The 16016-nt window shown below is 67.7% G+C and carries 14 protein-coding genes; 5 read left to right on the top strand and 9 right to left on the bottom strand.

The window, feature by feature from the left end; genetic code table 11:
- Position 1 precedes the first annotated feature (1 nt).
- The 3 genes from MAA8898_RS03665 to MAA8898_RS03655 are packed head-to-tail and all read right to left on the bottom strand — an operon-like array spanning position 2 to position 4166.
- Positions 2–2362, bottom strand: coding sequence for a glycosyltransferase family 2 protein (locus MAA8898_RS03665; protein WP_094019631.1), 2361 nt, complete (start codon positions 2360–2362; stop codon positions 2–4).
- Entirely contained in the window at positions 2359–3102 is a 744-nt protein-coding gene (locus MAA8898_RS03660; RefSeq protein WP_245853230.1) for a sulfotransferase family protein, read from the bottom strand. Before MAA8898_RS03660 ends, MAA8898_RS03665 begins: the two co-directional genes overlap by 4 nt.
- Positions 3099–4166, bottom strand: a complete 1068-nt coding sequence (locus MAA8898_RS03655; RefSeq protein WP_094019630.1) for a glycosyltransferase family 2 protein — start codon at positions 4164–4166, stop codon at positions 3099–3101. Before MAA8898_RS03655 ends, MAA8898_RS03660 begins: the two co-directional genes overlap by 4 nt.
- A gap of 317 nt (positions 4167–4483) precedes the next feature.
- Here MAA8898_RS03655 and MAA8898_RS27040 point away from each other — a divergent pair, with 317 nt between their 5' ends.
- The gene (locus tag MAA8898_RS27040; RefSeq protein WP_094019629.1) at positions 4484–6091 is read left to right on the top strand and encodes an OmpA family protein; all 1608 of its coding nucleotides are present in this window, start codon (positions 4484–4486) and stop codon (positions 6089–6091) included.
- A 160-nt stretch (positions 6092–6251) separates the two neighbouring features.
- Positions 6252–7883 (top strand): OmpA family protein, encoded by a 1632-nt coding sequence (locus MAA8898_RS03645; RefSeq protein WP_094019628.1) that lies wholly within the window; start codon positions 6252–6254, stop codon positions 7881–7883.
- A 62-nt stretch (positions 7884–7945) separates the two neighbouring features.
- On the opposite strand, the gene MAA8898_RS03640 is transcribed toward MAA8898_RS03645, so the two are convergent.
- From MAA8898_RS03640 to MAA8898_RS03625, 4 genes are all read right to left on the bottom strand, one after another.
- Entirely contained in the window at positions 7946–8329 is a 384-nt protein-coding gene (locus MAA8898_RS03640) for a hypothetical protein (RefSeq protein WP_176445062.1), read from the bottom strand.
- A gap of 38 nt (positions 8330–8367) precedes the next feature.
- Entirely contained in the window at positions 8368–9087 is a 720-nt protein-coding gene (locus MAA8898_RS26660) for a VPLPA-CTERM sorting domain-containing protein (protein WP_094019626.1), read from the bottom strand.
- 183 nt (positions 9088–9270) lie between these two features.
- The gene (locus MAA8898_RS03630; RefSeq protein ID WP_094019625.1) at positions 9271–10872 is read right to left on the bottom strand and encodes a peptide chain release factor 3; all 1602 of its coding nucleotides are present in this window, start codon (positions 10870–10872) and stop codon (positions 9271–9273) included.
- 50 nt (positions 10873–10922) lie between these two features.
- On the bottom strand, positions 10923–11516 hold the full coding sequence (locus MAA8898_RS03625) for a CHRD domain-containing protein (RefSeq protein ID WP_094019624.1): 594 nt from the start codon (positions 11514–11516) through the stop codon (positions 10923–10925).
- A 139-nt stretch (positions 11517–11655) separates the two neighbouring features.
- Here MAA8898_RS03625 and MAA8898_RS03620 point away from each other — a divergent pair, with 139 nt between their 5' ends.
- Complete coding sequence (locus MAA8898_RS03620) at positions 11656–12021, top strand: nuclear transport factor 2 family protein (protein ID WP_094019623.1); 366 nt, start codon at positions 11656–11658, stop codon at positions 12019–12021.
- A 45-nt stretch (positions 12022–12066) separates the two neighbouring features.
- Here MAA8898_RS03620 and MAA8898_RS03615 read toward each other — a convergent pair whose 3' ends face one another.
- Positions 12067–13083: a Hint domain-containing protein gene (locus MAA8898_RS03615; RefSeq protein WP_094019622.1), complete on the bottom strand. Its 1017-nt coding sequence runs from the start codon at positions 13081–13083 to the stop codon at positions 12067–12069.
- 132 nt (positions 13084–13215) lie between these two features.
- Between MAA8898_RS03615 and MAA8898_RS03610 the strand changes: the two genes are divergently transcribed.
- Together MAA8898_RS03610 and MAA8898_RS03605 are read left to right on the top strand one after the other, a co-directional pair.
- Positions 13216–13995, top strand: a complete 780-nt coding sequence (locus MAA8898_RS03610; RefSeq protein ID WP_094019621.1) for an SDR family oxidoreductase — start codon at positions 13216–13218, stop codon at positions 13993–13995.
- Between the two features lie 86 nt (positions 13996–14081).
- Complete coding sequence (locus tag MAA8898_RS03605) at positions 14082–15227, top strand: YhaZ family DNA alkylation repair protein (protein WP_094019991.1); 1146 nt, start codon at positions 14082–14084, stop codon at positions 15225–15227.
- A gap of 80 nt (positions 15228–15307) precedes the next feature.
- On the opposite strand, the gene MAA8898_RS03600 is transcribed toward MAA8898_RS03605, so the two are convergent.
- Entirely contained in the window at positions 15308–15994 is a 687-nt protein-coding gene (locus tag MAA8898_RS03600) for a M48 family metalloprotease (protein WP_094019620.1), read from the bottom strand.
- Between the last annotated feature and the right edge of the window lie 22 nt (positions 15995–16016).

The following is a 16016-nucleotide window of genomic DNA, read 5'->3' as shown; positions in this document are numbered from 1 at the left end:
GTCAGGTCTCCATGTCCAGCGCCAGGGCATAGGCCACGCGCTCGGTTTCGGTCAGTTCCAGCGCCAGCGCCTGGCGGTAGAGATCGGCGAACTCGGGCATGCCGTGCAGTTCGGCGGCCTTGGCGCGGTGCCATTCCAGCGCCCGGTGATGCGCGGCGCGCAGGGCCTCGTCCTTCATCAGCCGGTCGACCTCGGCGCGGACGCGGGGGATGTTGCGCTTGATGGTGATGTCGCGGTGGACCGACCAGTCCATGCGGATCCAGTAGTTCAGCCCGATGTTGCGGTCGACGTGCAGGGCGCGGCCCCGCTGCCGCTTGATCAGGAAACTCTCGGCCGAACGCAGCGCGTAATGGTTGAGCTGGATCAGGTCATAGCCGATGGTCCGCTTGGAACTGCGCCAGCCGTTCTTGAGCGCGGCCGAGGTCATGTCCTTGCCCGAGCCGTTGACCCATTTCACCCGGTCCTCATAGCCCTCGGCCAGCTTGTTCGGCCGGTGGCAGCTGATCTTTTCGTAGGCGCCGATGTTGCGGAACAGCGTCTTGAAGCCCCAGACGGTGTGCGGCTTGGGGCAGTATTTAGGCGCGCAGGTGTCAAATTGCTCGATGACGAAACGGTCCTGCAACCGGCGCACGCCGTTGTGGCCGAACAGCCGCCAGGTCATGGCGATGTTGGTGGCCTCCGGCACCCGGTCAAAGACATCGGCCAGCGTGCCGTTGCCGCAGCGGATGTTGACGAATTCGTCCACGTCGATGTGCGCGATCCAGTCGGCGTTGCGGATCACGTCCTCTTCCAGGGCTGCGTCCAGCGCGTGTTGCTGCGGCGACTTGCCCGTCCACTTGCTGTTATCGCGGTGTTGCAGCACGCCCAACGCCTGCAACCGCTCCAGGATCTCGACCGTGCCGTCGGAACAGTCGTTGGTGTAGATCAGGAAATTGTCAAAGCCGACACAGCGGTGATAGGCGATCCATTCCAGGATGTAGGGGCCTTCGTTCTTCATGCAGCCGACGATGACATTGCCGGTGGCGCCTTCGGGCAGCACGCGGCGCGGGACGGGCGGGAAGGCGGCGGCCAGTTCTTCCTCGTTCACGCGACCCAGCTTGTTGTGCGGCGCGTAGGGAGAGCCTTGCAGGCGGACAAAGTTCTTCTGCGCTTGCGGTGGCAGGGTCTCTTGCGCGGCCTCGGTCAGCTCGACCGTGTCCTGCTCGGGCGGCTCGGTGCCGGTCAGGTCGGCGATCTCGGCCGGTTTGGCGGCGCGTTCTTCCTTGTCGGCGGCGGCGATGCGCCAGCGGAAGGCCATCAGGTACTGCGTCGCGCGGAAGCCGCGCGTCGGGTCGGCCTCTGTCCAGTCGCCGCAGATCGGGTCGGCCTCCATGTCCTCGGGGGTCATGCCGTCATGTTCGGCGCAGAGCGCGGCGATGTCGTCCTCGAAGCGCATCGACAGCGCCGACAGCGCGCCCGCGAGGATCGGGCCGCCGGGCACCTTGATCTCACCCAGCAGCTTGCGCCAGAGCGGGCGCGGCAACAGGATGTCCTGCCGGTCCAGCAGCCGCAGCACGGCGTCGTTGAACTGGCGGCAGCGGGTCAGCCAGGCGGCGGAGGGCAGCAGGGGCGGGTCCTCGGGTTCGGCCTTGCCGATCTGGGCGTCGATGCCGAAGGCGGCGCGCAGCTCGTCCGTCGCGTCCTCGGACCACAGCACATCGCGGTTGACGGACCGGTAGGCAACGCTGCCGGGGCCAAAGACTACCTCCCATTCCGCCTGCAACCGTCTGTAATCCAGCCAGAAGTTCGCGCCCTGCACCTCGGGGAACAGGCCTGCCAGCGGCGCGCTGGCGGGGCGGGTGTCCAGCGCCGCCTCCCAGAAATCACGCGCCTCCAGCAATCCCAGTTCCAGGTCCAGCGCGCGGGCGCGCCCGTCCAGCACCTGCGCGCCGTAGCGCGCGACCAGGGCGCGGGCCGGTTCGTCCAGCCAGCCCAAGATGCGGATGTCCTGAGAGATCGGTGCCAGCAGCGCCTTCAGCCGCTCCAGCTCGTCGCGCGAGGCCAGCGCGGTGCCCAGTTGGTGCGCCGACAGGATCAGCGTCTGCGGCTGCGCGCGCTCGACCTCCTGCGCCAGTTGGCGGGCGACTTCGTCACGCAGTTCGGCCTGTTTTTCCGGCAGATAGACGCCGCGGTTGAAGCGCAGGGCATCGGCGTTGTCCGGGTCGCTGACCGCCATGAACAGGCGCGTGTGGTTGCGCGACCCGGGGCTGCGGGCATACAGGACGCCCTCCTCGGCCAGGCGGTCGCGTTTTGCCTCGAGGATACGCTGTATCCGGTCGCTGGACGGGCCGTCGGGCCCGATGTGTAGGATGATCCGTGTCACGCTGCCCCTCGTGCCTTTTCGGCCTTGTTCTTTGTGCTCTTCCGCCTGCGGTGCGGCCCGTCCTTGGGCCGGTCCCCGGTCTTGCTCTTGGTCTTTGGTCGTTCTTGCGGCGTCTCGCCGGTGTTCTCGTTGAGTTTGCCCCACCACGGCAGGTCCAGCCCGGTGTGCGCGGCCAGAAGGTCGCGCGCGTCGTCCGCGCCGACCGGCAATTCCAGGTAGCGCGGGTCCTCGCCAAAGAGGTCACGCAGCATGGCGTAATGCCCTTCGATCCAGCGGATGCGCTGCGCATCGGTGTCGCCGTAGCCTTCGGGCAGGCCGGGGATCGCCCCGGCGGGCAGCCGGTCGGTGCCCAGGTTGCCCCAGCGGCGCATGCTGTCGGAAATCTCGGCCGCCGGGCGCCAGGTGGCGACGAACAGCATGCCGGGGCGGGCCAGGCGCATCGCCTTGATCAGCGCGTAGTCGCACTGCGGCCAGAGCGAGGCGGTCGGGTTCAGCACGCTGATCTCGGTCAGCGCGTCGTAGAGCCCGTCGAGATGGGCAAAGGGATCGCCGTTCTCAAAGTAGCCGTTGTAGAGCTGCCGCGCGATGGCGGTGCCGCCCAGCCCGGGGTCGCGCGCGTGGATGCGGCGCACCTTGTGATCGGCGGCGCGCCAGCCGGCCTGCACCAGCGCATGATGCAGCGTGGTGGTGCCCGTCTTGGGCAGCCCGAGGTTGACCAGCTTGACCCGGAGATCGCTCATAGCCCCAGCGCCTCGATCAATTCGGCCTCGCCGGGCGGCAGGGCGGGCAGGGCGGAGAGATGCGCGTACATCTGCGCGAACTCGGGCTGCAACATCAGCGCATCGCGCCGTTCGCGGTGCAGGCGCACGCAGTCGCCGTGCAGGCGGGCGATCTCGGGGTCCTGCTTCAGCGCCTCCAGCGCCCGGGTCAGCGCGGGCAGGTGACGCAGGATGCTGTCGTCCTGCCAGGCGGCGTCGTTGCGTTCGCGCCAGTAGGTGTCATCGAACACGCGCCCCTCGCGGTTGACGTCGCCCCGGTCGTTCTTGACGAGGTAGCTGTCGAGCGAGCGCAGGGCGTAGTGGTTCAGCGTGGCAAACTCGCGGGCACCGGCGGCGGGAAACTTGCGGATGCGGCGCGGGTTGTCGGCGGTCAGGAACTTCGGCGGGACCTTGCGCCCGGAGGCATCGGTCCAGACCGGGTGCCTATCGGGCGCCAGCTTCTTGCGAAAGAACGGCCGGTGCGCGCCGTAGTATTGCAGCGGAAAGTCGCGCCGGACCAGCGACTTGACCTCGATCGCCGTCTCGGCGCACCAGATGTCGGGATTGTGCGAGCGGGTGAACTGCGCGATCACCGGGCGGTCGACGAAGTCGCGCACGCCATCGTTGGCGAAGAACTGGAACGGGATCGAGATGGCCTGCGGATCGCCGCAGGCGTCGATCAGCGCGGAAATGCCGTGATCGCCGACGTGGATGTTCAGGAACTCGTCGACATCGGCGATCCAGACCCAGTCCGCCTCGCGCACCAGCGGTTGCCGGCCCGCATCCTTGAGCGCCTCCATCTGGTAGTTGCGCCCCTCGGCGGGGTTGGGCAGGTGCATCACGCGGCCGGCCTCGTGGCGCGGGCGGGCGGCCAGCGCGTCCAGCAGCCGGTCGGTGCCATCGGTGCAGTCGTTGGAATAGAACAGGAAATCCGTCACGCCCAGCAGACGGTGGAAGGCGATCCATTCCAGCAGGAACGGGCCTTCGTTCTTGACGCAAGTGACAGCGGTTATGCGCCTTCCGGCGCCCGCTTCGGTCGGTGACATCTCTGCTCGTCTGCCCATACGCCGGGTATGCTCCCGACTTTTATACCGCGAATCATGACATTTGGTGAGCACCCCGTCAATCCGCGGGCAGGTCAAGGGTGTCCGGCCGTGTCTTTCCGTCCGCCTTGGCGCGGCAGGTGAGGAATACCTCCGTTGCCGGGACTCGGTGATCGGGGTTTGATGACGTTGCGGAAAGGGACGTATCCCGCCCGGCGTCCCCGGTCCCCAAGGCCGGGTCACGACAAGGAAGCCGGCCGCCTTGCCCTCCGCGCGACATATTCGGAACGCCGTCCCTGCCTGATGGAAAGGACCAGTCCATGAAACGCTTCCTGCTTGCCACGGCCGCTCTTGGCGTCCTGTCGGCCACGCTTCCCGCCGCCCTCTCGGCCCAGAGCATCGACCTGCGGGTGCTGTGCGGTCCCGCGCTTGGCATCAAGTGCGACACCGACGCCCCCTCAAGAACCATCCAGACTGCGCCCGCCGTCAAGATCGCACCGCAGGTCAGCCCGACCCCGACGGTCCGGGTGGCGCCGCAGGTGCAGGTCATCAAGCCCGATGTCCAGGTCACCACGCCCCGGATCACCGTGCCCGCCCAAGTGATTGTTCCGAAACAGGTGACACCGCGTGTTGACGTGCCGGACGTGCGGGTCGTGACGCCCACGCCCAGCCCGGGCATCAAGATCGCGCCGCCGCGCATCGTGGTCAACCCGGGCACCACCACCGGGCCGCGCGTGGTGGTTACCCCGTCGACCGGGCCGAATCCGCCCGCCGGTGCCGTCAGCGTGGACGACCTGCGCAAGAAGCTGGCGGCAGAGCTGAATACGGTCGCCCCCGGTGCCGACGTGGTGCTCTTGCCGGCCAACCCGGGACGCCTGCCCGCCGGTCCGGTGGTCCGCCTCGATCCGGGGCAGGCGCAGGCCGACCTCGTGGCGCTGCGCGATGTCGCCGTTGCCGCCGCCAGCGCGGCCGGGCTGGGCGACGGCGCGGTCAAGGTGATCGACCAGACCCTGACCGAGGCCGATGTCCGCCTGTCGTCGCAAGACTTTGCCGGGCGGGTCGCCGGCGGTCCCGGTGCGATCGACTACAAGCGCGTCGACCTGGGCAAGGTGCTGAGCCCGGGCGACAGCGTCGTGAGCAACTTTGGCGACCGCATGGTGGTCGAGAACAACGGCGTGCTGCGCGTGCTGCGCAACGACGACGTGCTGATGGCGCGACCGGGCACGCAGGTGCAGAGCTTTCAGTTCCAGGACGGCTCGACCCGCAACATGATGATGTACCAGGACGGCACCCAGGTCGAAACCATCGTCGCGCCCGATGGCACGGTCATGCGCCGTTCCATGATCATGTCGGACGGGTCCGAGGTCGTGCTGTTCGACGACACCAGCCCCAGCCAGACGGTCATGGTCAACGAACTGCCGCCGGCTCCCGCCCGGCAGGTGGTGACCTACCGCAGCGACAGCGACATGTCCGAGGCGATGGCGATGCAGGCCTCGGTCGAGGCGGGGCGGACCTTTTCGCTGGCGCAGATCCGCGACATCGACGCGGTGCGCCAGCTGGTGCCCGAGATCAACATCGACAACATCCATTTCGCCAGCGGTTCCGCCGCGATCCGCCCCGAGGAGGCCGAGGAGCTGGCCGCGCTTGGCTACGCGATGATCGAGGCGATCTCGAAGAACCCGCGCGAGATGTTCCTGGTCGAGGGCCACACCGACGCGGTGGGCGATCGGGCCTACAACATGGGCCTGTCCGACCGGCGCGCGGAATCGGTGGCACTGGCGCTGATCGAATATTTCGGCGTGCCGCCGCAGAACATGGTTCTGCAAGGCTATGGCGAAGACGCGCTGCTGATCCCGACCGAGGCGGACGAACAGGCCAACCGCCGCGCTGCGGTGCGCCGCATCACGCCCCTGCTGACCGAGTTGTGATCCTGTCCCCAGCGGCAACCCGCCACAAACCGCCTGTCCCGCACCGGGGCAGGCGGTGTTTCGCCGAGCGGGGCGGCCGGGCTTGCAGGTGCTGCAACCTCTCGGCGCGCAAGACGTTATCATCGTGACTCGATTACGGGCAGAGCGAAAGGAAACCGCGATGAAACCCAGCAGATTGATGATTTCGGCCGGGGTCATGAGCCTCGTGCTTGGTGGCCAGGCGACCGCGCAGGAGGCCGGCGCTCTGGACGCCGAACAGCTGCAACAGTTGCGCCTTTTCCAGCAGGTCTGCGCAGTTGGTGGCACGCCGCCGACCGACATGGACTGCGACGCCATCGCGCGCGCGCTTGAGGCGGCCGGTGAGGACGCCGGGACCGATCTGGGCGCCAAGACCAAGGACAAGAACAAGAAGAAGGACAAGAAGAAGAAGGACGGCGAGCCCAAGGCCGACGAGATCACCGCAGACGACCTGCGCGACAAGCTGACGCCGCCCGTCGAGGCGCTCGATCCGGAGCCCACCGCCGAGATCCCGGCCCGGCCCCCCGCCGAGACGCCCAAGCCGGATGTGGCCGAGACCCCGGTGTCGCCGCCGGCCGAGGCGCCCCAGCCGGACGTGGCCGCCAATCCGCCGGTGACCGAGGCGCCCGATCCGCAGCCGACCGCCGTTCTGCCCGCCGCGCCCGAACCCGAGGCGCTGGACCCGCAGGCGCAGGCCGACGCGCTTCAGCGCCTGTTGCAGGCCCCGGCCGCCGCCGCGGCCGCCGGGCGTGGGGACGGTGAAAAGGTCGAGGAGACGGTCGACAGGGACGACGTGCGTCGCTCCAGCGAGGATTTCGACACCACGCTCACCGGCGAAGTGAAGAAGAAGGACAAAAAGAAGAAGAAGGCGGACAAGGACGACGGCGGCATCGACCCGCTGGCCGGTGTCGCGCTGCTGGGTCTTGGCGCGCTGGTGCTGGACCATGTCCTGTCGGATGGCGGCAAGGTGGTCAGCAACAGCGGCGACCGCGTGGTCGTCGAGGACCCGCAAGGCCAGGTCCGCGTGCTGCGCAACGACGACGTGCTGCTGCGCCGTCCGGGGGCGGAGGTGTCGACCATCCGCTTTGACGACGGCTCGACTCGCAACATCGTCACCTACGAGGACGGCACCGTGGTCGAGACCATCCGCGCCGCCGATGGCCGCGTGCTGCGCCGCAGCCGCCTGCTGCCGGGGGGCGACGAGGTCGTGCTGTTCGACGACACGCAGACCAGCGCCCCGGTGCAGGTCGACCTGCTTCCCGCGGCCCCTGACCGCAGCCGCGTGGACTATCGCAACGCGGAGGCCGAAGAGCTGGCCCGCGCTTTGCAGGCGCGCAACGTCACCGGGGTGAACCGGACCTTTTCGCTGGCGCAGATCCGCAACATCGACGCGGTGCGCCACCTGGTGCCCGAGATCACGGTCGACACCATTACCTTCGAGACGAACTCGGCCGCGATCCGGGCCGAGCAGGCCGAACAACTGGCCACGCTGGGCAACGCCCTGCGCAACGCGATCCTGCGCAACCCCGGCGAGGTCTTTCTGATCGAGGGCCACACCGATGCCGCCGGGGGTTATGCCTACAACCTGGCCCTGTCGGACCGGCGGGCCGAGTCGGTGGCACTGGCGCTGACCGAGTATTTCGACGTGCCGCCGGAGAACATGGTGTTGCAGGGGTACGGCGAAAGTGACCTGCTGATCCCGACGCAAGAGGCCGAACGCGCCAACCGCCGCGCCGCCGTGCGCCGCATCACGCCGCTGCTGAACGGCTGGTAAGCCACTAGGGGAGGCCGCCCGGCCTCCCCACTACCGCCTGCCGGGGGCCGATGGCCTGCCGGTCAGTCGACCAGCACGCCGTCAGTCAGAAAGACGGCGCGATAGGTTTCCGGGCTGTCGTCGAAATTCAGCGTACCGCGCACGGTGATCCGGGTCGCCTCGGGCACGTCGGGCATCGGGCGTTTCATGGCCACCTCCAGCGCCGGGCCATAACCATTCGTGCCGCAGAACGGGCAATCCGCCGGGTCGGGCACCAGCAGGTAGGTCGAGACATAGGCCTGCGCCTCGACCGGGACGTAGTAGCCGGTGATCTCGAAATCCCCCGCCATGGCGCGCAAGGCGTCGGGCACGGTCTTTTTGACCGACCACGATGTCTCGGTCTCGGTCTCCGAGTATTCGATCGCGGTGATCAGGTCCCAGGGATCGGCCAGGGCCGGTGTGGCCATGGCACAGGCAAGCAGGGCGGGGGCAAGGAGGCGCTGGATCATGCCCCGCAATATGGTGCAGCGCGATCCGCGCGCCAAGAGGCGCGGCGCCGCAGCGCGGCAATCCCGCCGAGGCCGGCGATCATCAGCCAGCCGGCGCCCGGCAGCGGCACGGGGGGAGGTGCGACGCCAGCCCGCCCGGCGGTGAAGAACGCGACGCCGTCGGCGTTGCTCAGGGCGCCAATGATCGAAGACTCGGGTTGGTAGCCGACAAAGCCGAAAAAGTCGTAGACCTTGGTCAGGCTCGGGATCGTGCCTTCGACGGCCCAGAACCAGTTGATCGTGTCATTGCCGCCCGAGGCGGTCAGAAAGTCGCCGAAGATGTTGGCAAAGCTGAGGTCGGTTCCTGTCGGCAGCCGGATGTAGCCGTTGACCAGCGTCGTGGTCCATGTCGCGGCTTCCAGCTTGATCCCGATGAAGCACGCCCTGGGGCTGCCCGGAATGGTGGTGCAGCCGTAGTAACCGTTGGACTCCGGGCCGAAGAGGTAGGGGTAGGTTCCGTTGTTCGACACGCCGAGGCCGATGAGATCCCCGTTGGTGGCGTTGTCGACATCGTAGACGAAACCGTCCAGCACGCTTTTTTCCGTGACCAGCACGGAGCCGGTAAAGCCGGCGGTTGACGACGGTGGCGTATAGACGGTGGAGATCGTTCCGGACTGTGCCGCCGTAGCAAACAAACCCGCTGCCAAGGCAGCGGAGGCCAGACGCCTGGTGATCATGATGATTCCTGGAAAAGGGTTTAACTTCAAAACGGTATCGGAAATTCGCCGTTCGGTCAATGTTGTCCTTGGTGGCGCGCAGTCCACCGCTGGTTTGGCGCCCGAACCGCCCTGGTCAGCCGATCCAATCCAGCGGTCTTCCGAGTTTGGTGCGTCTTCCTCCCCCGGAAGCGCGGTGGGAGTTCAGACCATCATCTCCTTGGTCGCGGTCAGCTTGACGTCCGGGTAGTCGCGCACCACGCGGTCGATGTCCCATTGCAGCCGCGTCAGGTAGACGACGTCGCCGTCGTTGTCGTAGCCGATGTGCTGCTTATTGGCGTTGACGAATTTCTCCATCGCCGCCTTGTCGCCGGAGACCCAGCGCGCCGAGGTGAACTGCGACGCCTCGAAGCGCACCGGCAGGCCGTATTCCAGCTCGATCCGGCTGCCCAGCACCTCGAACTGCAAGGCGCCCACGACGCCGACGATGAAGCCAGAGCCGATCATCGGCTTGAACACCTTGGCGGCGCCCTCCTCGGCGAACTGCATCAGCGCCTTTTCCAGGTGCTTGGCCTTCATCGGGTCGCCCGCGCGGACGCTCTGCAGCAGTTCCGGCGCAAAGGACGGGATGCCCGTCACCTTCAGCGCCTCGCCCTCGGTCAGCGTGTCGCCGATGCGCAGCTGGCCGTGGTTGGGGATGCCGATGATGTCGCCGGCCCAGGCCTCTTCCGCCAGCTCGCGGTCGGCGGCGAGGAACAGCACCGGGTTGGTGATCGCCATCGGCTTCTTGCTGCGCACGTGCGTCAGCTTCATGCCGCGTTCGAAATGCCCCGAGGCAAGCCGGACAAAGGCCACCCGGTCGCGGTGCTTGGGGTCCATGTTGGCCTGCACCTTGAAGACGAAGCCGGTGACCTTGTCCTCTTCGGGCGCGATCGCGCGCGGGGTGGCCCTCTGGACCTGCGGCTCGGGGCCGTAGGTGCCGATGCCGTCCATCAGTTCCTTGACGCCGAAGGAGTTAATCGCCGAGCCGAACCAGATCGGCGTCATGTGCCCCTCCAGCACCGACTGCGGGTCCAGCGTGGGCAGCAGCTCGCGCGCCATCGCCACCTCTTCGCGCAGACGCTCCAGCAGATGCGCGGGGACGTGTTTTTCCATCCGCGGATCGTCCAGACCCTCCAGCCGGATCGATTCCGCCACCTTGTTGCGGTCGGCGCGGTCCATCAGTTCCAGCCGGTCGTTCAGCATGTCGTAGCAGCCGAGGAAATCGCGCCCCATGCCGATCGGCCAGCTGGCCGGGGTGACGTCGATGGCCAGGTTTTCCTGGATCTCGTCGATGATCTCGAAGGTGTCGCGCGCCTCGCGGTCCATCTTGTTGCAGAAGGTCAGGATCGGCAGGTCGCGCAGGCGGCAGACCTCGAACAGCTTCTGCGTCTGGCTTTCCACGCCCTTGGCGCCGTCGATCACCATGACCGCCGCGTCCACCGCCGTCAGCGTGCGGTAGGTGTCTTCGGAAAAGTCCGAGTGGCCGGGCGTGTCCACCAGGTTGAAGCGGAACGCCTTGTAATCGAAGGACATCGCCGAGGCCGAGACCGAAATCCCCCGGTCCTTTTCCATCTGCATGAAGTCCGACCGCGTGCGCCGCGCCTCGCCCTTGGCGCGCACCTGTCCGGCCATCTGGATGGCGCCGCCATACAGCAGGAACTTTTCCGTCAGCGTCGTCTTGCCGGCGTCCGGGTGCGAGATGATCGCAAAGGTCCGGCGGCGGGCAATCTCGGGCGGCAGGGGGGGGCGATTGGTGTCCAGCATGGCGGGTCACTTAACCCGCCGCCCAGGGCCCCGCAATAGCGCGCCTGCGGTCAAGCGCCGCGGCGGCGGAACAAGCTGAAACCTGCAAGGCCGATGACAAGCAAAGGCAGCGTCGCGGGCAAGGGGATTGCCGGGGTCAGGAACCCGCGGATCTCGCCACCGCCAAAGGTTGTGGAGTGCAGGTTGAGATACGCCTTGCCGTCGGCCAGCGACTTTGCCAGCGCAAGCTCGGCGCCCGCCACCGTGCCGCCGCCGAAGTTGGTGATGAACGACGCGCTGTAACTGCTGGCCAAGGTAAGGTCGAAGGTGGCGTCGAAGCTGCCCGACGTCACTCCCAAGGGGGATCCCGGGAAAGTCGGGGTCGAGGTCATCACGCCGGCAGTGCCTAAGCCTGGGGTTGTCGTGGGGCCATGGATATGCGCGGCCGTGAGGGTCCCCGACAGGTCGGCAAAGCTGAACATCACCCGGAGCGTCCGGAGCTGATCGTCGTACACGACCAAGGCCGTGCCGCTGCCGGTGGTCGCGACGGGCGGAGCTTCTGCGGCCCCGGTCAGGAGCGCGCTGTATCTGAGGGTGGCCGCCTGGGATGCGGACGCGGCCACCACCATCGCGCCGGCCAGTGCCAAGGTACGCAGGTATCTCATCTGAGTCGCTCCATGGAATAACCAATCAGCCAACGTATCACGGGACGTGTTCGGGCAGTTGCGAAATCTTCGCCGTTGCTGCTTTCGGACAAATGTGGCAATGTAAGAACATTAAGTGAACAAATAGCGGGGGAACATCATGTCACTTGAAAAAGTTGCGAAGGAACTGGTCGCGGGCTGCCGCGAGGGGCGCGAGGTCGAGAACCTGGACAAGCTCTATGCCGAGGACGCGGTGTCGGTCGAGGCGACCGACCAGGGCGGCGGGCGCGAGGCGCGCGGCCGCGAGGCGATCCGCGCCAAGCATGCCTGGTGGAACGAGAACATGGAGATGACCGGCGGCACGGTCAGCGATCCGATGCTGCATGGCGATGACCGCTTTGCCGTGGTGTTCGAGGCCGAAGGCCGCGACAAGAACAGCGGCAAGGATTTCTCGATGAAGGAGGTCGCGGTCTACCACGTGCGCGACGGCCGGATCGTGCGCGAGGAGTTCTTTTACGCGATGTGATTTGGGCCCCGGACCGCTGCGGCGGTCCGGACCCCGGCCGGGGCGTCAGCCGCCCGAGGACTTGCGCAGCAGGTCGGCCGCGTCGGGGCGCGACAGCAGGTGTTCCTCGACTTCCAGCGCGCTGGGGTCGCTGCGGCGATGCCCGGGCAGCAGGTCGGCCAGTTCGGAGTCCAGTTCCTTGGGCAGGGCGGCGCGGGTGCGGGTGTCCACCAGCATCGACTCGGCGGCGATGCCTTCGGCGTAGATGATCTGGTGCGTGTCAAAGAGCATCTGGTAGTAGTCGACAAATCCGCCCTCGCGCCGCGCCACGCTGTCGCCGTTCACCAGGTGGCGCGCGCGGACCAGCAGTTCGGACCGGCCGGCGCCCAGGTGGTCGCGCCGCTGGTAGATGAACAGCCGGTGGTCGGGCGACACCAGCAGGTCACGGGTGTTGTTCAGCACGCCTTCGCGGATGCAGATCGGGGCAAAGGCGCCGACCGCGCGCAGCGTCTGGTGGCCGATCCAGCGGATCGGCTGCGGGCCGTCGTCGCGGGTCAGGATACGGTCGCCGACGGACAGTTCCTCGACCGCGCGCTGCGCGCCGCTGGCCAGGGTGATCATGGTGCCGGCGGTGAAGGACACGCAGGCGACCTGTGCGTAGCGTTGCAGCGCGCTCTCGGTGTCGACGCCGACAAGGACATAGTCCGCCCGCGCGTGCATCGGCGCCAGCGGTTGCAGGAAGACCTGTGCTGCGTCGCCCTCGGCGTCCGTCTCGACCAGCACCAGCGCCTCGGTGGTCTGGCCGTCGCCCGACATGAAGGTCACGCAGCAATCGAGGTGCAGGTCGGCCCCGGGCGTGCCGAGCGCGCTGCCCGGTGCGATGCGGAACGGTGGCGCGGCCCCCGTCACCACGCCCAGCGGAGACAGCGCGGCCAGCGGCGACAGGCGGTAGACATCGTCATGCACCAGCTCCTCGGCAAAGCTGATCGGGTCGCCCTGGTTGGCACCATTGACCACCCGCAGCGCATCGGCGCGGTAGACCTGGAGGCTGTGCGTGGCGCGCGAGGGATCTGTCTGGGGCATGAGGCGATCAACTGGAACAGGGTCAGGCATTACACGGCGCCCCCCATTGTATGCCAGAAGAATGTGTCTTCAAATGGTCGCAGAGCCGGTGTTTTGCCGGTACAGGCACGTTGGAACAACAGGGAGCGCAAGATGGATCTGGGAATTCGCGGCAAACGGGCACTGGTCTGCGCCTCGTCGAAAGGGCTGGGGCGCGGTTGCGCCGAGGCGCTGGCCGAAGCCGGGGTCGACCTGGTGATGAACGCACGCGGCAGCGAAGCGCTGGAGGCGACCGCGCAGGCGCTCCGCGACCGATTCCAGGTCTCGGTGACGACGGTGGCGGCGGACATCGTGGCCGAGGAGGGGCGCGCGCGGGTGCTGGAGGCGGCCGGGGACGTGGACATCCTGGTGACCAACGCGGGCGGTCCGCCGCCGGGCATGTGGTCGGACTGGACGCGCGAGGATTTCCTCAAGGCGCTGGACGGAAACATGCTGACGCCGATCGCGCTGATGACCGCGCTGATGCCGAAGATGATCGACAAGGGCTGGGGACGGGTGGTCAACATCACCTCGCAGTCGGTCAAGGCGCCGATCGCGGTGCTGGGCCTGTCGAACGCGGCGCGCACCGGGCTGACCGGCTATGTCGCGGGCACCTCGCGGCAGGTGGCGCCCTACGGCGTGATCGTCAACAACCTGCTGCCCGGCATCCATGACACCGACCGCGCCGTGGCGCTGGACGGCGGCGTGGTCAAGGCCGAGGGGATCACGCTGGACGAGGCGCGGGCGCGGCGTGCCGCGGCGATCCCGGCGCGCCGCTACGGTACGGCCGAGGAATTCGGCAAGACCTGCGCCTTTCTCTGCTCGCAGCACGCGGGCTTCATCGTGGGACAGAACATCCTGCTGGATGGCGGAGCCACCCTTGCGACGATCTGAACGGGGCGGGCAAAATTCACACATGAATTTTGCAAATTCCATGTGTGGAATTTGCGGCGCCCGTGGCGGGCGTCGGGCCTGACATCATGGCGCGCGGACCGGACGGGCAGGGCGGCGGGGCGGGGTTTTCCCTGGCCGATCAGCTGTTCAACGCAGCCACGCTGGCCGATCTCGCGCGCGAGTATGCGGTGCTGCCGGGGTTCGACGCGGGCCGCTTCCACGCAGAGGCGCTTGGTGGCCTGCAAGGGCGCGGGCTGCTGGAGCGGCTCGACTGGATCGCCACCTGCGTCGAGGCGCAACTGCCGCGCGGTTTTCCCGCCATGGCCGAGGCGCTGGAGGCGGCCTTGCCGCCGCCGCTGGACCACAGCCTGTCGGACGATGATTTCGGCCGCTTCATCCACGCGGTGCCCGGCATCCTGGCCGTGCGCCACGGGCTGGAGGACCATCGCGACCGCGCGCTCGACCTGCTGTATGCGGCCACGCAGCGTTTTTCGATGGAGTTCTACATCCGCCCCTTCCTGAACCGCTGGCCGGACGAGACCGTGGCACGGCTCGACGCCTGGGTGACGGACGACAACTACCACGTCCGCCGCCTGGTCAGCGAAGGCACCAGGCCGCGCCTGCCCTGGGCGGCGAACATCACGCTGGACCCCAGGGTGCCGCTGCGCTTTCTCGATGTGCTGCACGCGGACCCGACGCGCTATGTCACCCGATCGGTGGCCAACCACATGAACGACCTGTCCAAACTGATGGCTGACACCGTGGTGGACCACCTGCGGCGCTGGCGGGCGCAGGGCAGGCAGGACCCGCGCGAGATGGACTGGATCACGCGGCACGCCCTGCGCACGGCGGTCAAGCGCGGCGAGCGCGGCGCGCTGGACCTGTTGGGCTATCGCCCCGGCGCGGTGCGGGCGCGGATCGAAGGGCTGCCGCAGCGGCTGCGGATCGGCGAAACGCTGACCTTTGACGTGGTGCTGGAGGCGGACGAGGCCCTGCCGGTGCTGGTGGATTACCGTCTGCGCTTTGCCCGGCCGCGCGGCGACGCCGAGAAGGTGTTCAAGCTGAAGACCGCGAAGACGACCCCGGGCACGCCGCTGGTGCTGCGCAAGCGGCATGTTCTGAAGGGGGACGCAACGACGTATTCGCTGTTTCCCGGGCGACACGGCATCACGGTGCAGGTGAACGGGCAGGACGTGGCCGAGGCGGCGTTCGAACTGCTGGATGCGGAATAGGGGGCGCCGGCCCCGACGCGCGATGCGCGACTCCCCGGGATACTTCCGGACCAAAGGTGTTCTGGTGCCGGGGCCCTGTGTCAGGCCTTTTCCCAGCGCGCCTCCAGCGCCTCGAGGGCGCGAATGCGCTCTTCGGTCTTGGGGTGCGACATCAGCCAGGCGGGCATCGCGCCGGAGCGGGACTGGGTCAGGTCTTCGAGCTTGGCGAACAATGTCTTTTGCGGCTGAACGCCGATCCCGGCCTTGGTCAACAGGGCGGCGGCATAGGCGTCGGCCTCGTATTCGTCGGCGCGCGACAGCCGGGCGGCCAGCAGTGAGGTCAGGGCGTTGGCGATCATGACGCCGACCCCCGGCAGAAAGCGGCTGAGCACCAGCGCCAGCGCGGTGCGCAGCGCGTTCTGGCCGGAAAAGTCGATCATTCGCCGCCGGGTGTGGCCCAGCGCCACGTGTCCCAGCTCGTGCGCGATCACGCTGGCCAGTTCCTCGGCGGTGACTTCGCCGGCGCGGTACTTGGCGTAGAAGCCGCGGGTGATGAAGATGCGCCCGTCCGGCGCGGCGAGGCCGTTGATCGGCTCGATCTCGTAGATGTTGACGCGGATGCGGGGCAGGTCCAGCGCCGCGGCCAGGCGGTCAGTGAGCTTTTTGAGCTTGGCATCGGCCAGTTCGGTCGAGCGGGCGTCCAGCTCCTTCGCCGTCCGCCAGGCGGAGAAGCGGTAGAAGACCAAACCGTAGGCCACGGCAAGCAGGATCGGGGTCAGCTTCAACATGAGGGGAATATGGTTCGGTGCG

Origin of the sequence: Antarctobacter aquimaris (assembly GCF_900184945.1) — a bacterium.
Taxonomy (GTDB): domain Bacteria; phylum Pseudomonadota; class Alphaproteobacteria; order Rhodobacterales; family Rhodobacteraceae; genus Maliponia; species Maliponia aquimaris.
The sequence above is the reverse complement of the archived record's forward strand: the minus strand, read 5'-3'. Positions and strand labels throughout refer to the sequence as shown.

What these genes read in the sequence shown, in the direction of transcription:
- MAA8898_RS03660 (WP_245853230.1), bottom strand. Translation starts at nt 3,102, where the DNA reads ATGAGCGATCTCCGGGTCAAGCTGGTCAACCTCGGGCTGCCCAAGACG.
- MAA8898_RS27040 (WP_094019629.1), top strand. Translation starts at nt 4,484, where the DNA reads ATGAAACGCTTCCTGCTTGCCACGGCCGCTCTTGGCGTCCTGTCGGCC.
- MAA8898_RS03655 (WP_094019630.1), bottom strand. Translation starts at nt 4,166, where the DNA reads ATGTCACCGACCGAAGCGGGCGCCGGAAGGCGCATAACCGCTGTCACT.
- MAA8898_RS03615 (WP_094019622.1), bottom strand. Translation starts at nt 13,083, where the DNA reads ATGCCCCAGACAGATCCCTCGCGCGCCACGCACAGCCTCCAGGTCTAC.
- MAA8898_RS03610 (WP_094019621.1), top strand. Translation starts at nt 13,216, where the DNA reads ATGGATCTGGGAATTCGCGGCAAACGGGCACTGGTCTGCGCCTCGTCG.
- MAA8898_RS03645 (WP_094019628.1), top strand. Translation starts at nt 6,252, where the DNA reads ATGAAACCCAGCAGATTGATGATTTCGGCCGGGGTCATGAGCCTCGTG.
- MAA8898_RS26660 (WP_094019626.1), bottom strand. Translation starts at nt 9,087, where the DNA reads ATGATCACCAGGCGTCTGGCCTCCGCTGCCTTGGCAGCGGGTTTGTTT.
- MAA8898_RS03605 (WP_094019991.1), top strand. Translation starts at nt 14,082, where the DNA reads ATGGCGCGCGGACCGGACGGGCAGGGCGGCGGGGCGGGGTTTTCCCTG.
- MAA8898_RS03630 (WP_094019625.1), bottom strand. Translation starts at nt 10,872, where the DNA reads ATGCTGGACACCAATCGCCCCCCCCTGCCGCCCGAGATTGCCCGCCGC.
- MAA8898_RS03625 (WP_094019624.1), bottom strand. Translation starts at nt 11,516, where the DNA reads ATGAGATACCTGCGTACCTTGGCACTGGCCGGCGCGATGGTGGTGGCC.
- MAA8898_RS03640 (WP_176445062.1), bottom strand. Translation starts at nt 8,329, where the DNA reads ATGGCCACACCGGCCCTGGCCGATCCCTGGGACCTGATCACCGCGATC.
- MAA8898_RS03620 (WP_094019623.1), top strand. Translation starts at nt 11,656, where the DNA reads ATGTCACTTGAAAAAGTTGCGAAGGAACTGGTCGCGGGCTGCCGCGAG.
- MAA8898_RS03600 (WP_094019620.1), bottom strand. Translation starts at nt 15,994, where the DNA reads ATGTTGAAGCTGACCCCGATCCTGCTTGCCGTGGCCTACGGTTTGGTC.